This is a genomic window from Klebsiella sp. Sb-30, assembly GCF_057652795.1.
This window is the reverse complement of the sequence record NZ_CM172749.1, coordinates 3902729-3921438: the sequence shown is the minus strand read 5'-3', so window position 1 is coordinate 3921438 and position 18710 is coordinate 3902729. Positions and strand designations below refer to the sequence as shown.

17 protein-coding genes are annotated in these 18710 nt (G+C 57.6%); 11 read left to right on the top strand and 6 right to left on the bottom strand.

Translation table 11 applies throughout. The features are described from left to right. The first annotated feature begins 330 nt into the window (after positions 1–330). The 6 genes from AC236I_RS18310 to AC236I_RS18285 all read left to right on the top strand — a co-directional run bounded on the left by AC236I_RS18310 (position 331) and on the right by AC236I_RS18285 (position 8792). Positions 331–1413 carry a YncE family protein gene (locus tag AC236I_RS18310; RefSeq protein ID WP_032724208.1) on the top strand — a complete coding sequence of 361 codons (1083 nt, stop codon included), beginning with the start codon at positions 331–333 and terminating at the stop codon, positions 1411–1413. A 57-nt stretch (positions 1414–1470) separates the two neighbouring features. Beyond that, positions 1471–3666, top strand: a complete 2196-nt coding sequence (locus tag AC236I_RS18305) for a TonB-dependent receptor (RefSeq protein ID WP_266279282.1) — start codon at positions 1471–1473, stop codon at positions 3664–3666. A gap of 163 nt (positions 3667–3829) precedes the next feature. After that, a complete protein-coding gene (gene pheP, locus AC236I_RS18300; RefSeq protein WP_004859136.1) occupies positions 3830–5206 on the top strand; it encodes a phenylalanine transporter in 1377 nt (458 codons plus the stop codon). 188 nt (positions 5207–5394) lie between these two features. Next, positions 5395–6600, top strand: a complete 1206-nt coding sequence (locus AC236I_RS18295) for an MFS transporter (protein WP_160873237.1) — start codon at positions 5395–5397, stop codon at positions 6598–6600. A gap of 15 nt (positions 6601–6615) precedes the next feature. Next, positions 6616–7644, top strand: a complete 1029-nt coding sequence (locus tag AC236I_RS18290; protein WP_487608576.1) for a sugar phosphate isomerase/epimerase family protein — start codon at positions 6616–6618, stop codon at positions 7642–7644. Then, positions 7641–8792 (top strand): Gfo/Idh/MocA family protein, encoded by a 1152-nt coding sequence (locus AC236I_RS18285; protein WP_004859146.1) that lies wholly within the window; start codon positions 7641–7643, stop codon positions 8790–8792. Before AC236I_RS18290 ends, AC236I_RS18285 begins: the two co-directional genes overlap by 4 nt. A 38-nt stretch (positions 8793–8830) precedes the next feature. Here the strand turns inward: AC236I_RS18285 and AC236I_RS18280 are convergent, their stop codons facing one another. Further along, positions 8831–9247 carry an Exc2 family lipoprotein gene (locus AC236I_RS18280; RefSeq protein WP_032716829.1) on the bottom strand — a complete coding sequence of 139 codons (417 nt, stop codon included), beginning with the start codon at positions 9245–9247 and terminating at the stop codon, positions 8831–8833. A 243-nt stretch (positions 9248–9490) separates the two neighbouring features. On the opposite strand from AC236I_RS18280, the gene AC236I_RS18275 reads away from it, so the two are divergent. Then, entirely contained in the window at positions 9491–10471 is a 981-nt protein-coding gene (locus AC236I_RS18275; protein ID WP_004859153.1) for a LacI family DNA-binding transcriptional regulator, read from the top strand. 3 nt (positions 10472–10474) lie between these two features. On the opposite strand, the gene AC236I_RS18270 is transcribed toward AC236I_RS18275, so the two are convergent. Together AC236I_RS18270 and AC236I_RS18265 are read right to left on the bottom strand one after the other, a co-directional pair. Beyond that, positions 10475–11719, bottom strand: a complete 1245-nt coding sequence (locus AC236I_RS18270; RefSeq protein ID WP_004859156.1) for a mechanosensitive ion channel family protein — start codon at positions 11717–11719, stop codon at positions 10475–10477. A gap of 77 nt (positions 11720–11796) precedes the next feature. Then, positions 11797–13224: an MFS transporter gene (locus AC236I_RS18265; RefSeq protein ID WP_409034607.1), complete on the bottom strand. Its 1428-nt coding sequence runs from the start codon at positions 13222–13224 to the stop codon at positions 11797–11799. Positions 13225–13333: 109 nt separating this feature from the next. Here AC236I_RS18265 and AC236I_RS18260 point away from each other — a divergent pair, with 109 nt between their 5' ends. Continuing rightward, positions 13334–14212, top strand: a complete 879-nt coding sequence (locus AC236I_RS18260) for a helix-turn-helix transcriptional regulator (RefSeq protein ID WP_044349144.1) — start codon at positions 13334–13336, stop codon at positions 14210–14212. A 15-nt stretch (positions 14213–14227) separates the two neighbouring features. Then, positions 14228–15271 (top strand): DUF2157 domain-containing protein, encoded by a 1044-nt coding sequence (locus AC236I_RS18255; RefSeq protein ID WP_071359217.1) that lies wholly within the window; start codon positions 14228–14230, stop codon positions 15269–15271. Here the strand turns inward: AC236I_RS18255 and nfsB are convergent. The 3 genes from nfsB to AC236I_RS18240 all read right to left on the bottom strand — a co-directional run bounded on the left by nfsB (position 15268) and on the right by AC236I_RS18240 (position 17011). Continuing rightward, entirely contained in the window at positions 15268–15921 is a 654-nt protein-coding gene (gene nfsB / locus AC236I_RS18250; protein WP_015584949.1) for an oxygen-insensitive NAD(P)H nitroreductase, read from the bottom strand. The two genes, AC236I_RS18255 and nfsB, sit on opposite strands and share 4 nt — an antisense overlap. A 128-nt stretch (positions 15922–16049) precedes the next feature. After that, a complete protein-coding gene (locus AC236I_RS18245) occupies positions 16050–16430 on the bottom strand; it encodes an MmcQ/YjbR family DNA-binding protein (protein WP_004859171.1) in 381 nt (126 codons plus the stop codon). Continuing rightward, entirely contained in the window at positions 16430–17011 is a 582-nt protein-coding gene (locus AC236I_RS18240) for a TetR/AcrR family transcriptional regulator (RefSeq protein WP_004859175.1), read from the bottom strand. The genes AC236I_RS18245 and AC236I_RS18240 overlap by 1 nt, the downstream gene beginning before the upstream one ends. 190 nt (positions 17012–17201) lie before the next feature. Between AC236I_RS18240 and AC236I_RS18235 the strand changes: the two genes are divergently transcribed. Together AC236I_RS18235 and AC236I_RS18230 are read left to right on the top strand one after the other, a co-directional pair. Then, positions 17202–18302, top strand: coding sequence for an MBL fold metallo-hydrolase (locus tag AC236I_RS18235; RefSeq protein ID WP_126509877.1), 1101 nt, complete (start codon positions 17202–17204; stop codon positions 18300–18302). Between the two features lie 30 nt (positions 18303–18332). Then, a complete protein-coding gene (locus AC236I_RS18230; RefSeq protein ID WP_004859189.1) occupies positions 18333–18674 on the top strand; it encodes a RamA family antibiotic efflux transcriptional regulator in 342 nt (113 codons plus the stop codon). Positions 18675–18710: the final 36 nt, after the last annotated feature.

Below are 18710 nucleotides of genomic sequence, written 5' to 3'. Positions count from 1 at the left end.
TATTTTCCCTTACCCCGTACGGTCAGCGCGCGGGGTCTGTCGTTTTCTCCCGCTCGTGAGAGCCGCTCCCCCCATAAGAACGCCTTGTTTTCAGCAGATTATCGCTTTTGCGCGGGTCGGTTGTGATTAGGCTTGCACGCTATAAGATAATGAGTATAGTTCTCATTCTTCTTTTTGTTTGCAGGCTAAGAATGGACTAACCTGCGCCAGTGAGCCGCTCACAAGGAAACAGCGAAGGCGTAGGGTGGGGTTCAGTCTTGCTATGCCGGAACAACATAATATCGGCGAAGAGCTACCACCGGTTTATTGATTTTGTTAAGGATTTCAATGATGAAATACACCATTCCGGTATTAGCTCTGGTCATTTCTGCCGTCTTAAGCGGCTGCGCCACACCCCCTTCCACTAAGGTAACCCCGCCGGTCGCCGAGAAAAACGCCGTTACCGTCATACAGCCGCTCAAACGTCAACTGGCCGAGGGGCTGTACGAAATGGCGCTCAGCCCACGGGGCGATGCGCTGTACGTGGCCAGCGCCGAAGGTTTTAAAGACGTGCAGGGCGGGGCGGTCTATAAGCTCGACCCGAAAACGCTGAAGACCATCGGCCTGAGCTACACCGACCTGAAAAACTTTGCCGTCCAGATAACGCCGGATGGCAAAACGCTGTTCGTCACCAACTCGCTTGACGGCGGCATCAGCGCCATTGACACCGCCACCGGCAAAGTCAAAAAGCGCCTGCTGTTTAGCGAGCGCAACGAGAAGGGGCTGCCGTACGGCGCGCGCCAGATCCTGCTGCTGAATAATACCCTCTACGTGGGTGCCGTTGCCGATCCGGCGCAAATCTGGGTGGTTGATGCCAATACGCTGAAGCTGAAAGCGCGGATTAAAAATACCGGCAAATGGATGACCGGCCTGCACTATTCCGCGCAAACCGGACGTCTGTATGCGGCCAACGGCGGCGGGGAAATCCTCGTAATCAACCCGCGCAATAACCGCATTGAACAGCGCTGGAAGCCGCTGGGCGACAAGCCGGCGCTGCTGCTGAATATCGCCGAAGACAGCGAGACCGGCCGCCTGTTCGTCACCGATAACTCAAAAGCGAAAACCACTCTGGTGCTGGATATTCACAGCGGCAAGGTGATTAAGCAGCTCGACCTGGGCGACTCGCTGGCGGTGCTGTTCAACCCGAAACGCAATGAGATTTATATCTCCCAGCGCGAGTCCGGCAAGGTTATCAGCCTCGATGGCACTACCTATGCGCTGAAAAAACAGTGGGATATCCCCGTGAATCCAAACAGCCTGTTGCTTGATGCCGAGGGGCAGACGCTGTTTGTGACCGTTAAACAACCGTTCAACAAAGATCACTCCACCAAAGGTCCGGACAGCGTTGTCCGCATCGACCTGAACGCGCAATAAAAAATTCTGGCCCGGCAGCGGGCCATTTGTTCCATTTATCTTCATCACGGACTCATTATGCACATCACGTCTTCCCCATTCCCGCTGCGCAAAACGCTGCTGGCGTTAACCATTGGCGCCATTACCCAGAGCGCTGTAGCTGCAGACAACACCGCGAATAGCAACAAAAACGAAGAGGTTATGCTCGTTCAGGCGACCGAAGGCAGCGATTTTAAAGCCGGCGGCGACCTGGTGGTACCGGCCTTCCTTGACGGACAAATTGCCCACGGCGGCCGTATCGGTATGCTTGGCGAACAAAAGGCGATGGATGTGCCGTTTAACGTTATCGGCTATACCTCGAAACTGATTCAGGACCAGCAGGCGCAAACTATCGCCGAGGTGATCGGTAATGACGCCGGCGTACAGGCGGTGCAGGGCTACGGTAACTTTGCCGAAACCTATCGCATTCGCGGGTTTAAGCTGGATGGCGATGATATGACCATGGGCGGCCTGGCGGGCGTGGTGCCGCGCCAGGTGATGGATACCCAGATGCTGGAGCGCGTTGAAGTCTTCAAAGGGGCTAACGGTCTGCTCAATGGCGTCGCCAGCAGCGGCGTCGGCGGGATGATCAACCTCGAACCGAAACGTGCGGATGATGTGCCGACCACCCGCGTTGGCGTGGACTATACCGCTGATTCTCAGGTCGGCGGCAGCCTCGACCTTGGCCGTCGCTTTGGCGAAGATAATCAGTTTGGCGCCCGGGTGAACCTGGTTCACCGCGAAGGTGAGGGCGCGGTTGATAATGACCGGCGCCGCACGACGCTGGGGTCACTGGGGCTGGATTATCGCGGCGACCGTTTGCGCTCCTCTCTTGATTTCGGCTATCAGAAAAAGACGTTCCATGGCGGAACGATGGGGATCAATATCAGCGGCGTCGATTTTGTTCCTGCGCTGCCGGATAACAGCAAAAACTACAGCCAGAAGTGGGGCTATAGCGATATAGAAAGCGAATTCGGTATGGCCAAAGCCGAGTATGACCTGACCAACAGCTGGACGTTGTACAGCGCCCTCGGCGGCCAGCACTCGCATGAAACCGGCACCTATAGCGCGCCGAAGCTGGTTAACGACAACGGCGATGCTACCGTCGGGCGTCTGGATACCAACCGCATCATCGACTCGATCAGCGGAATGGGCGGTGTACGGGGTAATTTCAACACCGGGGTTATCTCTCATCAGGTCAACGTCGGCTATGCCGCTCAGGTCAGAACCGATGCCACCGCCTGGCGTATGTCGGCGAAAAACCCGACCACCAACATCTACGACAACCATGATGTGGCGATGCCGGATAACGCCTATTTTGGCGGCAACTACTTCGACCCGCTCACCACGTCACGCAGCCGTACCCAGGGCTGGCTGCTGAGCGACACGCTAGGCTTCTTTGATAACAGCCTGCTGCTTACCGCCGCCGCGCGTCATCAGAAAGTGGTGGTGCGTAACTACAGCAACAAAACCGGTCTGGAAGATACGTCTTCCCGCTATACCCAGAGCCGCTGGACGCCGACGGTGGGTCTGGTCTACAAGCCGTGGGAGACGCTGTCGCTGTACGCCAACCACACCGAGGCGCTGCAGCCGGGGAGCGTGGCGCCAAATACCGCGACAAATGCCGGGCAGAGCACCGGGATCGCTCATTCGAAACAGGATGAGGTTGGGGTAAAAATTGATTATGGCACCCTGGGGGGATCGCTGGCGCTGTTTGAAATTAAAAAGCCTAACGCTATCTCCGATGCTAACGGCTACTACGGTCTGGATGGCGAGCAGCGTAACCGCGGCGTCGAACTGAACATCTTCGGCGAACCGACGCTAGGCCTGCGCCTGAACGGCAGCGTTCAGTGGCTGGATCCGGAGCAAACCAAAACGGCGAAGGGGATCAACGATGGTAAAGATGCCATCGGCGTTTCTCGCTTCTACGCGGTGTTAGGCGCGGAGTATGACATCAAGCCGGTTGACGGGCTGACGGCCACCGCACGGGTGAACCACACCGGTTCACAGTATGCCGACGCGGCGAACAGCAAAAAACTCGACAGCTATACGACCCTCGATTTGGGCGTGCGCTACCGTCTGGCGCTGAACCAGAATCAAAACCAGATGGTCCTGCGTGCCGGGGTGGATAATGTGACCAATGAGAACTACTGGTCAGGTATTGATGATACCGGCACCTATCTGTTCCAGGGCCAGCCACGTACCGTTAAAGTATCGATGAGCTACGATTTCTGATCGTAAAATTCGGGGCGGGACAACGCCGCTCGCCCCTTCTGTGTATCCCTTTTCCGCCGTTCGTCACCATCCCTTGCCGCGCAATCAACGCATCTGCAACTTGAAGTCGGGCGAGCAGAAGTGTTAAAAGGTGCCCCTTCATAAAAACTCACAGGGGAAAGACGTGAAAGACGCGTCAACGCAGTCAGATGCCACAGCGGAGAGCGGCCCGACGCTTCATCGCGGTTTACAGAACCGACATATTCAGCTCATTGCCCTCGGCGGCGCTATCGGTACCGGCCTGTTTCTCGGTATCGGACCGGCGATTCAGATGGCCGGGCCGGCCGTCCTGATCGGCTATGCCGTCGCCGGGATCGTCGCTTTTCTGATCATGCGCCAGCTTGGCGAAATGGTGGTCGAAGAGCCCGTATCCGGCTCCTTTGCCCACTTCGCGTATAAATACTGGGGCCCGTTTGCCGGTTTTCTCTCCGGCTGGAACTACTGGGTGATGTTTGTGCTGGTGGGGATGGCTGAGCTCACCGCCGCCGGCATCTATATGCAGTACTGGCTTCCGGATGTGCCGACCTGGGTCTGGGCGGCGGCCTTCTTTGTCATCATCAATGCCGTTAACCTCGTTAACGTTCGCCTGTATGGCGAGGCGGAATTCTGGTTTGCCTTAATTAAAGTGCTGGCGATTATCGGCATGATTGGCTTTGGCCTGTGGATGTTGTTTGGCGGCCACGGCGGCAGCAAAGCCGGATTTGACAACCTGTGGCGCCACGGCGGTTTCTTCGCCACCGGCTGGCATGGCCTGGTGATGTCTCTGGCGGTGATTATGTTCTCTTTCGGCGGCCTGGAGCTGATTGGTATTACCGCCGCCGAAGCGCAAAATCCGGAAAAGAGCATTCCGAAGGCGGTAAACCAGGTGGTGTACCGTATTCTGCTGTTTTATATCGGTTCGCTGGTGGTGCTGCTGGCGCTCTATCCGTGGGTGGAAATCAAGTCCGACAGCAGCCCGTTTGTGATGATTTTTCATAATCTTGACAGTAACGTGGTAGCTTCTGCACTTAACTTCGTCATTCTGGTGGCATCGCTGTCGGTCTACAACAGCGGCGTTTACTCCAACAGCCGCATGCTGTTCGGTCTGTCGGTACAGGGCAATGCGCCGAAGTTTCTGGCCCGCGTCAGCAAACGCGGCGTGCCGGTCAATTCGCTGATCCTCTCCGGGGTGATTACCTCGCTGGTGGTGCTGCTGAACTATCTGCTACCGCAGAAAGCGCTGGGTCTGCTGATGGCGCTGGTAGTGGCAACGCTGCTGCTGAACTGGATCATGATCTGCATGGCGCACCTGAAGTTCCGCGCGGCCCAGCGTCGAAAAGGGCGGGAGCCGAAGTTCAAAGCGCTGCTGGCACCGGGCGGCAACTACCTCTGTATTGCCTTCCTTGCGCTGATTCTGGTGCTGATGTGCACCATCGACGGGATGCGCCTGTCGGCCATTCTGCTGCCGGTATGGATCCTGTTCCTGTTTATCGTCTTTAAGCTGCTGCGCCGTCCGGCGTAATGCCTCCTTGCCCCGGCCTTCGCCGGGGCGATCTGCCTTTTATTGTGATCGTCTTCGCGCTTAGCGTAATTAGCGCAGGATCTTCTTTTTGTAATCGATTACTTTTTATTTTGTGACGTTTTGTAATCGATTACTTTTTGAGGGCGGACAAAATGGTATCAACGACGGAAGGACGTGAAAGCGTTGGCGTGCAGCACCGGTTTCTGGTGCCGCGCCTGGCGTTAATGATGTTTATGCAGTTCTTTATCTGGGGAAGCTGGTCGGTGACCCTGGGGCTGGTGATGACGCGCTACGATATGGCGCTGCTGATTGGCGATGCGTTCTCTGCCGGGCCTATTGCCTCGATTTTGTCGCCGTTTGTGCTGGGGATGCTGGTCGATCGCTTCTTTGCTTCGCAGAAAGTGATGGCGGTGATGCACCTGGCGGGAGCCGCGATCCTGTGGTTCGTCCCCCAGGCGCTGGTCGCGCACAATGGCGCGCTGCTTATCGGCCTGCTGTTTGGCTATACGTTGTGCTATATGCCGACGCTGGCGCTGACCAACAATATCGCTTTCCACAGCCTGAATAATGTTGATAAAACCTTCCCGGTGGTGCGCGTCTTTGGCACCATCGGCTGGATTATTGCCGGGATTTGTATTGGCGTGAGCGGAATTTCCGATACCACGGCTATCTTTAATCTGGCGGCGCTGTGTTCGGTCTTACTGGCCCTCTACAGCCTGACTTTGCCGCATACGCCGGCAGCGGCGAAAGGCATTCCGCTGAAGTTTCGCGACCTGCTCTGCGCCGATGCGTTTGCGCTGCTCAAGACGCGCCATTTCTTTATTTTCTCACTCTGCGCCACGCTGATCTCGATTCCGCTGGGGACCTACTATGCCTACACCGCCTCCTGGCTGGCGGATGCCGGCGTGGCGGATGTCAGCACCGCGATGTCATTTGGGCAGATGTCGGAAATCGCGTTTATGCTGGTGATCCCGCTGCTGTTTCGCCGTCTCGGGGTCAAGTACATGCTGCTGGTCGGGATGGTGGCGTGGTTTGTGCGCTATGCCTTCTTTGCCCTTGGAGTGAGCGAAGAGGGGCGCTTCCTGCTCTATCTCGGCATCCTGCTGCACGGCGTGTGCTACGACTTCTTTTTTGTCGTCGGCTTTATCTATACCGACCGCGTGGCGGGGGAGAAGGTCAAAGGCCAGGCGCAAAGCATGATCGTCATGTTTACCTACGGCATCGGGATGCTGCTGGGATCGCAAATTTCCGGCGCGCTGTATAACCAGCTGGTGGCCGGGCAGACCGTACCGCAGGCGTGGGTCATCTTCTGGTGGATCCCGGCGGTGGCCGCGGCGGTTATCGCGCTGATTTTCCTTTTCTCTTTCCAGTATCGCGAGAAAGAGCAGCATTAACTATCAGGAGGGGGTATGAAAACGATGAAGGGACCGGGGATTTTTCTGGCGCAGTTTATCGGCGCGCAGGCGCCGTTTAACACCCTGGACGGGATCGCCGCCTGGGCCGCCGGACTGGGCTATCAGGCGCTACAGATCCCGTGTAATCATCCGGCTATTTTTGATGTTGAACGCGCGGCGATGAGCCAGACCTACTGCGATGAGATTCGCGGGCGACTGGCGGAACATGGTCTGACCATCAGCGAGCTCTCAACCCATCTGGAAGGGCAGCTGGTGGCGGTTCATCCGGCCTATGACGCGGCGTTCGACGCCTTTGCCCCCGCCGCGCTACGCGGAAATCCGCCGGCACGCCAGCAGTGGGCGGTGGAAAAAGTACGTCAGGCGGCGGTGGCTTCGGCGCGCTTAGGCCTGCAGGCCCATGCGACATTTTCCGGATCGCTGGCGTGGCCTCTGTTTTATCCCTGGCCGCCGTATAATCCGTCACGAATTGATGAGGCGTTTGATGAACTGGCGCGGCGCTGGCGTCCGCTCCTCGATCTATACGATGAGCAGGGGATCGATCTTTGCTATGAAATTCATCCGGGTGAGGATCTGCACGATGGCGTGACTTTTGAACGTTTCCTGCAGCGGGTAGATAACCATCCGCGCTGCAATATGCTCTACGATCCCAGCCATTTGCACCTCCAGCAGATGGACTACCTGGCGTATATCGATATCTACCATTCGCGGATCAAAGCCTTTCATGTCAAAGATGCCGAGTTTCGTCGCGACGGCCGCAGCGGCGTGTACGGCGGCTATCAGAACTGGCTGCAGCGGGCGGGGCGCTTTCGCTCGCCCGGGGATGGGCAAATTGATTTCAAGAGCATTTTCAGCAAGCTGACCGAGTACGACTTTGACGGCTGGGCGGTGCTGGAGTGGGAGTGCTGCCTGAAGGAGGCGGAGGCCGGCGCGCGCGAAGGCAGCGAATTTATCCGCCGCCATATTATTCCCGTCTCCGAACGGGCGTTTGATGATTTCGCCAGCGGTCGCGAGGGGCAAGCATGATTCAGGTTGGCATTGTTGGGACTGGATTTATTGGTCCGGCGCATATTGAAGCGCTGCGCCGGGTCGGGGACATCGAGGTGGTGGCGCTGTGCGACAGCAATCTGGCGCAGGCGCAGCAAAAAGCGCGGCAGCTGAATGTGGCTCATGCTTATGGTCAGGTTGAGGAACTCCTGGCACATCCCGGTTTACAGGTGGTACATAACTGCACGCCGAACCACCTGCACGCGAAGATTAACCGCCAGGCGTTGCACGCCGGGCTGCATCTGTTCTCGGAAAAACCGCTGTGCATGCTTCCGGATGAGGCGCGTGAACTGGTCACGCTGGCGGAGAAGGCGGGGGTGGTGCACGGCGTAAGCTTCGTCTATCGCCAGTTCGCGATGGTCCAGCAGGCCGCCAGCATGATGCGCGCCGGGCAGGTCGGACGGCTGTTTTCGGCGCACGGCAGCTATTTGCAAGACTGGATGGTGCAGCAAAGTGACTATAACTGGCGGGTGGAGTCGGCGCTGGGCGGCGCTTCGCGGGCGGTGGCGGATATCGGCTCCCACTGGTGCGACACGGTGCAGTTTATGACCGGCAGGCGCATCACCGAGGTGATGGCGGATCTTTCTATCGTCTGGCCGACGCGCCACGCGGCCGTTTCCGGCGAGTCCACCTTCAGCCAGACGGGGGAATCTCCGCGTTTTGAGGTGCGCGAGGTAGATACGGAAGATATGGGGTCCGTGCTGTTTCGCTTTGATGACGGCAGCAAAGGCTGTTTTACCGTTTCTCAGGTCAGCGCCGGAAGAAAGAACCGCCTGGCGGTTGAAATTAACGGCAGCCGCTGTTCGCTGGCGTGGGATCAGGAGCTTCCGCAGCGGCTGTGGATTGGCCAGCGCGCGCAGCCAAATCAGCTGCTCAGCGATGACCCGAGTCTGATGCAGGCGGACATCGCCGCCAGCGCCCACTTCCCCGGCGGGCATAATGAGGGGTGGCCGGACGCCTTCAAGAATATGATGTTGAGCTTCTATCAGGCGGTACGCGCCGGGACGATGCCGGCAGCCGACGAACGGCGTTTCGCCTCATTTTATGAAGGGGCGGATGTGATGTATATCGTTGACGCGATTTTGCAAAGCCATCGGCAGCAGCGCTGGGTCAGCGTCAGGCGATAGCCGGCAGGTTGTGCGCCACTCCGGTGGCGCGCAATGACTTATTTTACGCCGAGATACCCGTCCAGATAGGCGGCGGAAAGTTCGTTGCCGAACAGCACCGCGTCTTTATTCTCCATGTCATTATTCCAGCTATCGCTGGCATTGCCGGTGAAAGTGTGTTGTGACCGGGTACCCTTCATAACCTGCTGCTTAATGGCATCGGCATTGCGTCGGGCATCGCTTTCGCTGACGCCGGCGGTTCGGTCCTGTTTGCCGCGGTTATAGATCTCGGTGAAGGTCGGCAGATTTAAGCGGTAATTTTCCTGCCGGTTAACGGCAAAATTACCGCCGACAAAATCAGAACGATGGGCGACAAAATAGTACGCATGGCGCTCCGGCGATGATTTTGAGGCGGTGCAGCCGGTGAGGGCGGCGAGAGAACCGCCGAGGACAAGCAGTGCGACTTGAATTTTCATTGATGACATCATCCCTAACGTATTGATAGTAAGCTTTTATAATTATCGGCGCCCGAGCGCGGTGTTTATGTTACCTGAAAAATCATCGCGCTTAACGCGCAAGGATAATAGCCCTGATAATTAATAGTTTTCCATCACGATGCGTAGGGGCATCAGCGGGCTGGCGCGCGCCCCGCTGCACACCGACGGCCCGTTTATGGTAGCCTGCGCATTATTCCCCTTATCCCAGGAAGTGCCGCCTTTATGTCAATTCAGAAAATCGCCCGTCTGGCGGGTGTCTCAGTGGCAACCGTATCGCGGGTGCTGAATAACAGCGATACCGTTAAACCGAAGAACCGCGAACGCGTGCTGCAGGCGATTAAAGAGAGCAACTATCAGCCTAACCTGCTGGCCCGCCAGCTGCGGACGGCACGGAGCTATATGATTCTGGTGATGGTGTCGAATATTGCGAACCCGTTTTGTGCGGAAGTGGTGAAGGGCATTGAAGAGGAGGCGGAGAAGCACGGCTACCGTATTTTACTGTGTAATTCCGGGTCCGATCTGGCGCGCTCGACTTCCGGGCTGAGGCTGCTGTCGGGGAAAGTGGTCGACGGGATTATTACGATGAACGCGCTCTCCAGTCTGCCGGAACTGACGATGATGATCGGTGATGCGCCGTGGGTACAGTGCGCCGAGTATGCCGATGCCGGCAGTATCTCCTGCGTCGGCATTAACGACATCGATGCGGCGCAGGGGGCGGTATCGCGGCTGGCGGAGAGCGGTCATCGGCGCATTGCCCTGATTAACCACGATCTGAGCTATCGCTATGCCCGCCTGCGCGAGCGCGGCTATAAAAACGTACTGCATGTGCGTGAACTGGCCTGGCAGCAGGTGGCTTATGCCAGCGACCTCAGCGCCGCCGCCGGTAAAGCGGCAATGGAAACGCTGCTGGCCTCCAGAGAGCGGCCGGATGCGGTATTTGCCGTCGCCGACTCGCTGGCGGCGGGCGCCCTGCGGGCGATCGCCCAGGCCGGACTGCGGGTGCCGGACGATATTGCGGTCATGGGATTTGATGGTACGGAGCTGGCGGAGATGGTCTCGCCGCAGCTGACCACCGTGGAACAGCCGTCGCGCGACATTGGCCGTACGGCGGTGACCCTGCTGCTGAAGAAAATCGACAACCCGGAGGCCACCGCCGAACGGGTGATGATGGACTGGCGCATCATTGCCCGCGCCAGTGCCTGAGCCTTACCCGTGATTTGCCGCCGCCAGCGAACGTATATCGTTGCCGGTCGGTGACTGGTGGATACGCAGCCCGAATTCGTCCACCACGGCGAAAATGTGGTCAAAAATATCCGCCTGGATACTTTCATATTCTGCCCATACCACGGTGCTGGTGAAGCAGTAGATCTCAATCGGCAGGCCGTTGGCGTCCGGCGCCAGCTGGCGCACCATCATCGTCATATCTTTGCGCAGCCGCGGGTGGTTGCGCAGATACTCCTGTAAATAGGCGCGGAAGGTGCCGATATTGGTCATCTTGCGCAGGTTCAGCACCGAATGGTCGGCGGCGTTTTGCTGGTTCCACTCGCTGATCTCCTGATGACGCGAGTCCATATAGGGCTTAAGCAGCCGGGCCTGAATTAAGCGCTGCTGCTCCCGCTCATCGAGAAAATGGATACTGGTGGTATCAATATTCAGGCTGCGCTTAATGCGGCGCCCGCCGGAGGCGGACATCCCGCTCCAGTTTTTAAAGGAGTCGGAGACCAGCGACCAGGTAGGAATCGTGGTGATGGTATTGTCCCAGTTACGGACTTTCACCGTGGTGAGGCCAATATCAATGACCGCGCCGTCGGCGCCGTATTTCGGCATTTCCAGCCAGTCACCGAGCTTCAGCATGTCGTTGGCGGAAAGCTGAATGCCGGCAACCAGACCCAGGATCGGGTCTTTAAATACCAGCATCAGTACCGCGGCCATGGCGCCGAGGCCGCTGATCAATATCGCCGGCGACTGGCCAATCAGTAATGAGATCACCAGGATGCCGATAATAATCGCGCTGACCAGCTTAATGCCCTGGAATATCCCCTTCAGCGGCAGCTGGGATGCGGTGGCGAATTTCTGCGATAAATTGAAGACCACATCGAGCAGTGAAAAGAAAGACAGCAGGGCATAGATCATGACCCACAGCTGGGCGCAGGTGGTTAATATATTGGCGGCTTCACTGCCTTTTTGCAGCCACAGCACCGCCTGCACATTGACGATAATCCCTTGCAGGGTAAAGGCCAGCCGGTGAAACAGTTTGTTCTGGGTGATGATTTGCAGCCACAAATGGCTGCTGGCCTGCGCGCGCTTTTCGAAGGCGCGCAGCACGCCTTTATGCAAAATAAAATGAACGACAATGGCGGTCAGTAAAATAATGCCGAAGATAATAATGAGTGAAGTGGTGGGGGTAATTTCGATGCCTAAGGCGGCAATTTGTGAGATTAATTCCTGCATAACGTCTCCTGTACATCCAGCGGTAATGATGACCGCTGGATGTATATTATGCAAATCAGGCGTCATGCAATGATGGATTATGAGGCGGTAGCCACCGGACGAATATTGAGATGATGGCGCAGCCGCAGGGCCATCGCGCCTAAGAGCAGCATCATTGCCACCTCCACGGCCAGGAAATCGATCAGCGCCTGCGGATAGGTGCCGCCGCCGCGTTGAGCGAGGGTTAAAAACAGCGAGCCGAGAATTGCCGGACCTAATCCCAGCGTCGCCTGCTGCAGGGTGCTGAGAATGGCGCTCCCGGCACCGGCATCGCTGGCGCAGATATCGCGCATGCCAATGCGATAAAAACTGTTAACGATCAGCGCCTGGCCGTAGCCGATAAGCGCGGTAGAGGGCACCATCGCCAGCGACGAGGTATGAGCGCCGAAGTGACCGAAGGTCGCCATCAGCAGCAGCAGACCGGCTATCTGCACTACCAGCCCAATCAGCAGAATACGTCCCATGCTGAAGCGGGCAATCAGCTTCGGCGCGTACAGCGCGGAGAGGAAATAGGCCACGCCGAGGGCGATAAAGCTGTTGCCTGACTGCCATGGCGCCATGCCGAGACCGGCCTGCATGGTCAGCGCCATGCAGAACATAAAGCCGGACCAGGCGCTGAAGAACAGCAGGGCGATAGCCATGCCAAAGCGAATGCTGGTGAGTTTCAGCAGACGGGGCGGCAGCAGCGGCTGTTCGCCGCGCTGCTGCTTACGCAACGCGCTGGCCCGCATCCAGATCAGCAGCGGCAGCACGGCCACCAGCAAAAGCTGGAGCGTCCACGGCCAGTGAAGTTCCGGCCCCAGCGCCATCGGAAACAGCAGACAGCAGAGGATCAGCGCCAGGCTGAAGGTGCCCTGCCAGTCGATAGCCGAATGGGCTTCGCGGCGGGTTTCCGGGACATAGCGGGGGCTAAACGCCAGCACCAGCAGGCAGATCGGGACATTGATAAAGAACGCGTTGCGCCAGCCCAGGCCGGCGATATCCGCCGAGACCAGCCAGCCGCCGCCCATCTGCCCGACGATAAAAGCAATCCCACCAATCCCGCCATACAGACTGATCGCGCGCGCATGGGCGCTGCCTTTCAACGTCACATGCAGGGTGGTGAGGATTTGCGGCACAATCAGCGCCGCGCCCGCACCTTGCAGCGTGCGGGCCGCCAGCAGCCCGCCGATGGAGTTGGCCATGCCGCACAGCAAAGAGGCGAGGCCAAAAAGCGCGACCCCCCACATAAACAGACGGCGGCGGCCGTAGTTATCGCCCAGTTTGCTGCCCATCGCCAGGCACACCGCAAAAGAGACGCCGTAGAGCGCGACGATCAGCTCCAGCTGGGTGGCGCTGGCATCCAGTGAATGGGTAATGGAGTCCAGCGCCACGTTGGTAATTGAGGTGTCGATCAGCGGCAGCATCTGGCCGGTCAACAGAAGCAGTAAACCGGCGCGGCCGGGTGAAACAGCAGACGAATTCATCGGATCTCTCCATTGCGTCATTCAGCGGATGGCCGTAGCATTACCGATAAATTAAACGGGTACCAGTTCCTGTCTATACTGGTATTGGTACTACCATGCTGGAGTCAATATGACGGGAATGCCGCAACGTGAAACGGTGCCGATAGCGCCCGACGATAGCCGTAAGCAGCTGGGCGCCTTTCTGCGCTCCCGACGTGAAAGCCTTGATCCGCAGCGTCTTGGCCTGCCGCGAGTAGGGCGGCGGCGCACGCCCGGGCTGCGCCGGGAAGAGGTGGCGATGCTGGCCGATGTCGGCGTGACCTGGTATACCTGGCTGGAACAGGGGCGGGAGGTTAATCCGTCGGAATCGGTACTGGTGGGCGTCGCGAATGCGCTGCAGTGCAGTCCGCTGGAGACGCGCCATCTGTTCGTGCTGGCCGGGCTGACGCCGCCGGAAACCACGCAGGTCAGCGTATGTGAGGGGATCGCTCCGGGGACCCGGCGGATGCTCGATAGCCTGATGCCGCAGCCGGCCAGCATCCAGAAACCCAATTTCGATATCGTGGCGTGGAACGACAGTTTTTGTCGGCTGATGGGCGTCGATTTTGCCGCGCTTCCCGCAGAAAACCGTAACTGTATTTATCTCTATCTCACCCACGAGACCTGGCGCAGCCGTATTGAAAATCGCGATGTGCTGCCGACGTTTGTCTCCTATTTCCGCGCGGCCATGGCCGAACACCGGGGCGACCCGCTGTGGGAAAATAAGCTGGCGCGCTTTTTTGCCGCCTCCGCCGAATTTGAAACGCTGTGGCATCAGCGTTATGACGTCCGCGGCGTGGAAAATCAGGTGAAGAATTTCAATCATCCCCAGCTCGGACGCTTTAGTCTGCAGCAGATGTACTGGTATTCCGCCCCGCGTAATGGCTCCCGGCTGCTGGTGTACCTGCCGATGGACGACGCCGGCGAGCAGGCGCTGGCATGGCTGGATAAACAGGATTCTCTCTTATAGCGACAGGGAACGCAGATGAACGTAACCAGGAAACAACAGCGGGTGATTCAGCAGGCGCTGGATGAATGGCAGGCCGCGGGGGAGTTGAGCCACGCGGAAAGCCAGCGGCTGGCGGGCACTTTGCGCGTCAGCACCTTTGACTGGCAGCGACTGAGCCGCTATGCCTTCTGGACGGCGCTGGCCTGCCTGCTGATCGCGCTGGGCAGCCTGTTCGCCGATAGTGAACTGATTGCCCGGCTGGTGAGCCTGTTCAGCGACTCGGCGCTGGCGCGGATTGCGCTGCCTGCGGCGGTGGCGCTGGTTTGCTACCTCTGGGGATTCCGTCGCCAGCGGCAGGCCTCGTACTGGCACTATAGCAGTGAAGCGATTTTGTTTGTCGGCGTGGTGTTTACCGCGCTGGCGCTGTGGCAACTCGGCGTGCGGCTGGATGACGGCAGCGGCCATATTGCGCCACTGTTTCTGGTCGGCTGCGCTATTTATGGTGCTATCGGCCTGGCGGCCCGTTCCGGGCTGGTGTGGCTGTTCTTCCTGCTGGCGCTGGGCAACTGGTTCGGAGCGGAAACCGGCTACCTGGCGGGATGGGGGGCCTACTGGCTGGGCATGAACTATCCGCTGCGTTTTGTGCTGTTCGGTGGCGTGCTGCTGGCGCTCTGTTTTATGCTGCAAAAGTGGCTGCTTCAGCGCCGGCTGTTTACCGTCAGTAAGGCCATGGGCCTGACGTATCTGTTTATCGCGCTATGGATTCTGTCGATTTTTGGCTATCGGGATCCCGACGCCTGGTACAGCATTTCACCGCTGCAGCAGCTGCCGTGGGCGCTGTTATTCGGCGTCGCGGCGGGCGTCTGTATTTATATCAGTCTGAAAACGGATGACGGAATGTTGCGCGGTTTTGGCCTGACCTTCCTGGCTATCAATCTCTATACGCGTTTCTTCGAGTTTTTCTGGGACGGGATGCACAAGGTGCTGTTCTTCCTGATCCTCGCCGTTTCGCTGGCGGTGATTGGCCGCTATGCAGAACGAATCTGGCACGCCGGCGAGCGGCGTGCGCGGAGAGATTAAATCTCGGTGATGGTGGTCGCCTGCGGCAGGCGTGATTTCGGCAGCGTGGCGTTGAAATCTTCCACGCTGTGGTGGCCGACCGGAACGATAACCACGCTGGTAAAGCCCTGTGCGGTCAGGTCAAATTCGGCGTCAAGAATCGCGGCGTCGAACCCTTCAACCGGCACGGCGTCCAGCCCCATTGCCGCGACGCCGAGCAGGAAGTTGCCGACGTTGAGGTAAACCTGCTTCGCCATCCAGTGGTTGTCGTCATGCAGATCTTTACGGTGCATATCGGCAAAGAAAACGCGGCCTTTGTGGTTAGCGGCTTTGGCTTCCGGAGTAGCGAAACGTCCGTCGGCCTCTTCCTGGTCCACCACGCGCTCCAGCCAGGCGTCGTCCATGGCGGTTTTGGCACAGAAAACCACGACATGAGAAGCATCAAGAATTTTACGTTCGTTGAAAACATAGGTGCCGCTGGCGGCTTTCGCCACCCGTGCTTTCCCTTCATCCGTGCTGGCAACGATAAAGTGCCACGGCTGGGAGTTGGTGCTCGACGGGCTGTATTGCAGCAATGTTTTCAGCTTTTCCGCTTCTTCAGCCGTCAGTTTTTTTGTGGCATCGAAGGCTTTTGTGGAATGACGCTTTAAGGCAACGGAGACGATATCCATAACTCTTCCTCACGGTTTATGCTCAAGATAATTCGAGTTTACAGCCCCTTACGGGGCGTTTAGTGGGAGAAGAGTACAGCGAAGGCGGGGAAATGATAAGAGACAAAAATGCGATAACACTTATCGCGCTAGCCTGAAAATCCTTCCGGACGGAGCCGAATCCGCTCTTTTTTTGTCAGCTTATTCACCACCTGATTCCATGAATCATCGATAAGTTCGGCCAGCAGATCCTCGCTGATATCCTCGCCGGGGACGACGGTGATCCAGTGTTTTTTGTTCATGTGATATCCCGGCTCAATACTGCGGTAAATCTCCCGATTGAGCAGCGATTTTTGCGGATCGGCTTTCAGATTCACCAGCGCCCGACCGCGAAGGGTCATGGTGAGCATAAAAATGCGCCCGCCAACTTTGAATACGTCATACTCCGGGCCGAACGGCCAACAGTGTTCGGTAAACGGATAGCTGAGCGCAATCCGGTGGGCGCTGGCGTGCAGCGAAGCGCGGTCCATCAGGCGTCGTTCTCGTGAAGCGCTTGCCACATGGTCTCAAAACCGAGGGCGATCAGCTCGCGGGCGCGCTGCGGATCGTGGCTGGCAAATTCGATAGTGGTTTCCGCCAGCGAAAGAAACAGGGCGTCGCCAAAGGCGCTGTAGGCGTCGCTGAGAAAGACCGGCTTGACCGATAGCTGACACATTTCGTTGAGCTCGGGGAACATCTCTCTCACGCGGGTTCGGGTTTCATCGGTGATGCGTTCGCTGAGCGCCATCCGGCGAATCGCCTTGTGCTCCATCGGGTGGCGAATACTCCAGTCGATATAGCTGTCCCAGATATTGCGGGCGTTCTCTTTCGGCCGTTTTTCGTTTGGCGTCAGTCCGGAGACCATCGCTTTAACTAACCCCGATTTGATCGAGAGGTACAGTTCGTTGAGTAACTCATCCTTGGTGGCGAAATAGCGGAACAGCGTCCCCTCGGCAACCCCGGCGCTACGGGCAATGGCCGATGTTGAGGCGGCGATACCCGACTGGGCAAAGGCGGCCGTTGCGGCCTCCAGCAACGCTTGTTTTTTATCTTCACTCTTAGGACGAGCCACTACATTTTACCTCACGCGAAATCAAACCCCGATCTAACCACGCCATGTCATGGCACTGCAACGGTGGATGTTAAAAAATTGAAAATCGTCTTGACGACTTTCATATTCGTCTTAATAATGAGTGCTTACTCACTCATAATCAAGTTATATCACTAAACTCTCATAATAGGGAGTTTCATCTGGTCAGGTTATGAACCGTGTCACTTTCAGCGTGGTCGCCATTATGTTATTAGCCTCAGCAACAGCTTTGCCGTTTGTCTTAAATGCCGGGTTTGGCCGGGCGCCGCAGGGCGCGCAGCTCAGTCTGGTGGAACAGTCGCCACACTATCGCGATGGCCAGTTTCATAATCAGCTCCCCACGCCGGGCTTCACCGGGCAGAAAAATATGCTGGCCGCCTGGTGGGAGTTTCTGGTGACTAAACGCGAAAATGCCCGTCCCGCGCAGCCGTTGCCGCTGGTCAATACCGATCTCGCCAGCCTGCCGATCGGGCAGGATACGATGGTGTGGCTCGGCCACTCCTCCTGGTATGTGCAGCTGGCGGGGAAACGCATCCTGATTGACCCGGTCTTCAGCAACTATGCCGCACCGTTCTCATTTATTAATAAAGCTTTCCCGGGTGACTATCCGTGGCATGCGGAGCGTATGCCGGAGATAGACCTGCTGATTATTTCGCACGATCACTACGACCATCTGGATTACGCCACCATCAAAGCGCTGATGCCAAAAATCAAGCGCGTGGTGACGCCGCTCGGCGTGGGATCGCATCTGCGCTACTGGGGCATGGAGAGCGCCATTATCAGCGAAGCGGACTGGCATCAGGCGGTGCAGGTCAGCGACGAACTGACCGTGCATGTGCTGCCGGCCCGTCATTTCTCCGGTCGTGGGCTGAAGCGCAATCAAACGCTGTGGGCCAGCTTTATGTTCGTCACCCCGCAGCAGAAGATTTACTACAGCGGCGATAGCGGTTACGGCCCGCACTTTAAAGCCATCGGCGAACAGTTTGGCGCCGTGGATCTGGCGATTATGGAGAACGGCCAGTACGACCAGGACTGGAAATACATTCATATGATGCCTGACGAGACGGCTCAGGCCGCCGACGATCTCCGCACGCGCGCGGTGCTCCCGGGGCATGCGGGGCGCTTTGTGCTGGCGAAACACAGCTGGGACGATCCTTATAAGCGGCTGGCTGCGGCCAGTCAGCAAAGACCGTGGCGGTTGTTAACGCCGATGCTTGGCGAGCCGGTTTGGGTTGCCGATAAGACGCAATCATTTACTACCTGGTGGCGATAAATACTGGTTTGATTAAAGAGGAGAGGACTTATGACTATTTCCGCTCAGGTGATTGAGACTATCGTCGGGTGGATTGATGACAATTTGCATCAGCCGCTGCGTATTGATGATATTGCGCGTCACTCTGGTTATTCGAAATGGCATCTGCAACGACTCTTTTTGCAGTACAAAGGGGAGAGTCTGGGGCGCTATATCCGCGAACGTAAACTGCGGCTGGCGGCGCGCGACCTGCGCGACACCGATCAGCGGGTTTATGATATCTGCCTGAAATACGGCTTTGATTCACAGCAGACGTTTACCCGCATTTTCACCCGCACCTTTCATCAGCCGCCGGGTGCCTACCGCAAAGAGAATCACAATCGCGCCCACTGAGGCGCGTCCGCCGGAAAGACCGGCGGACGCATTTTG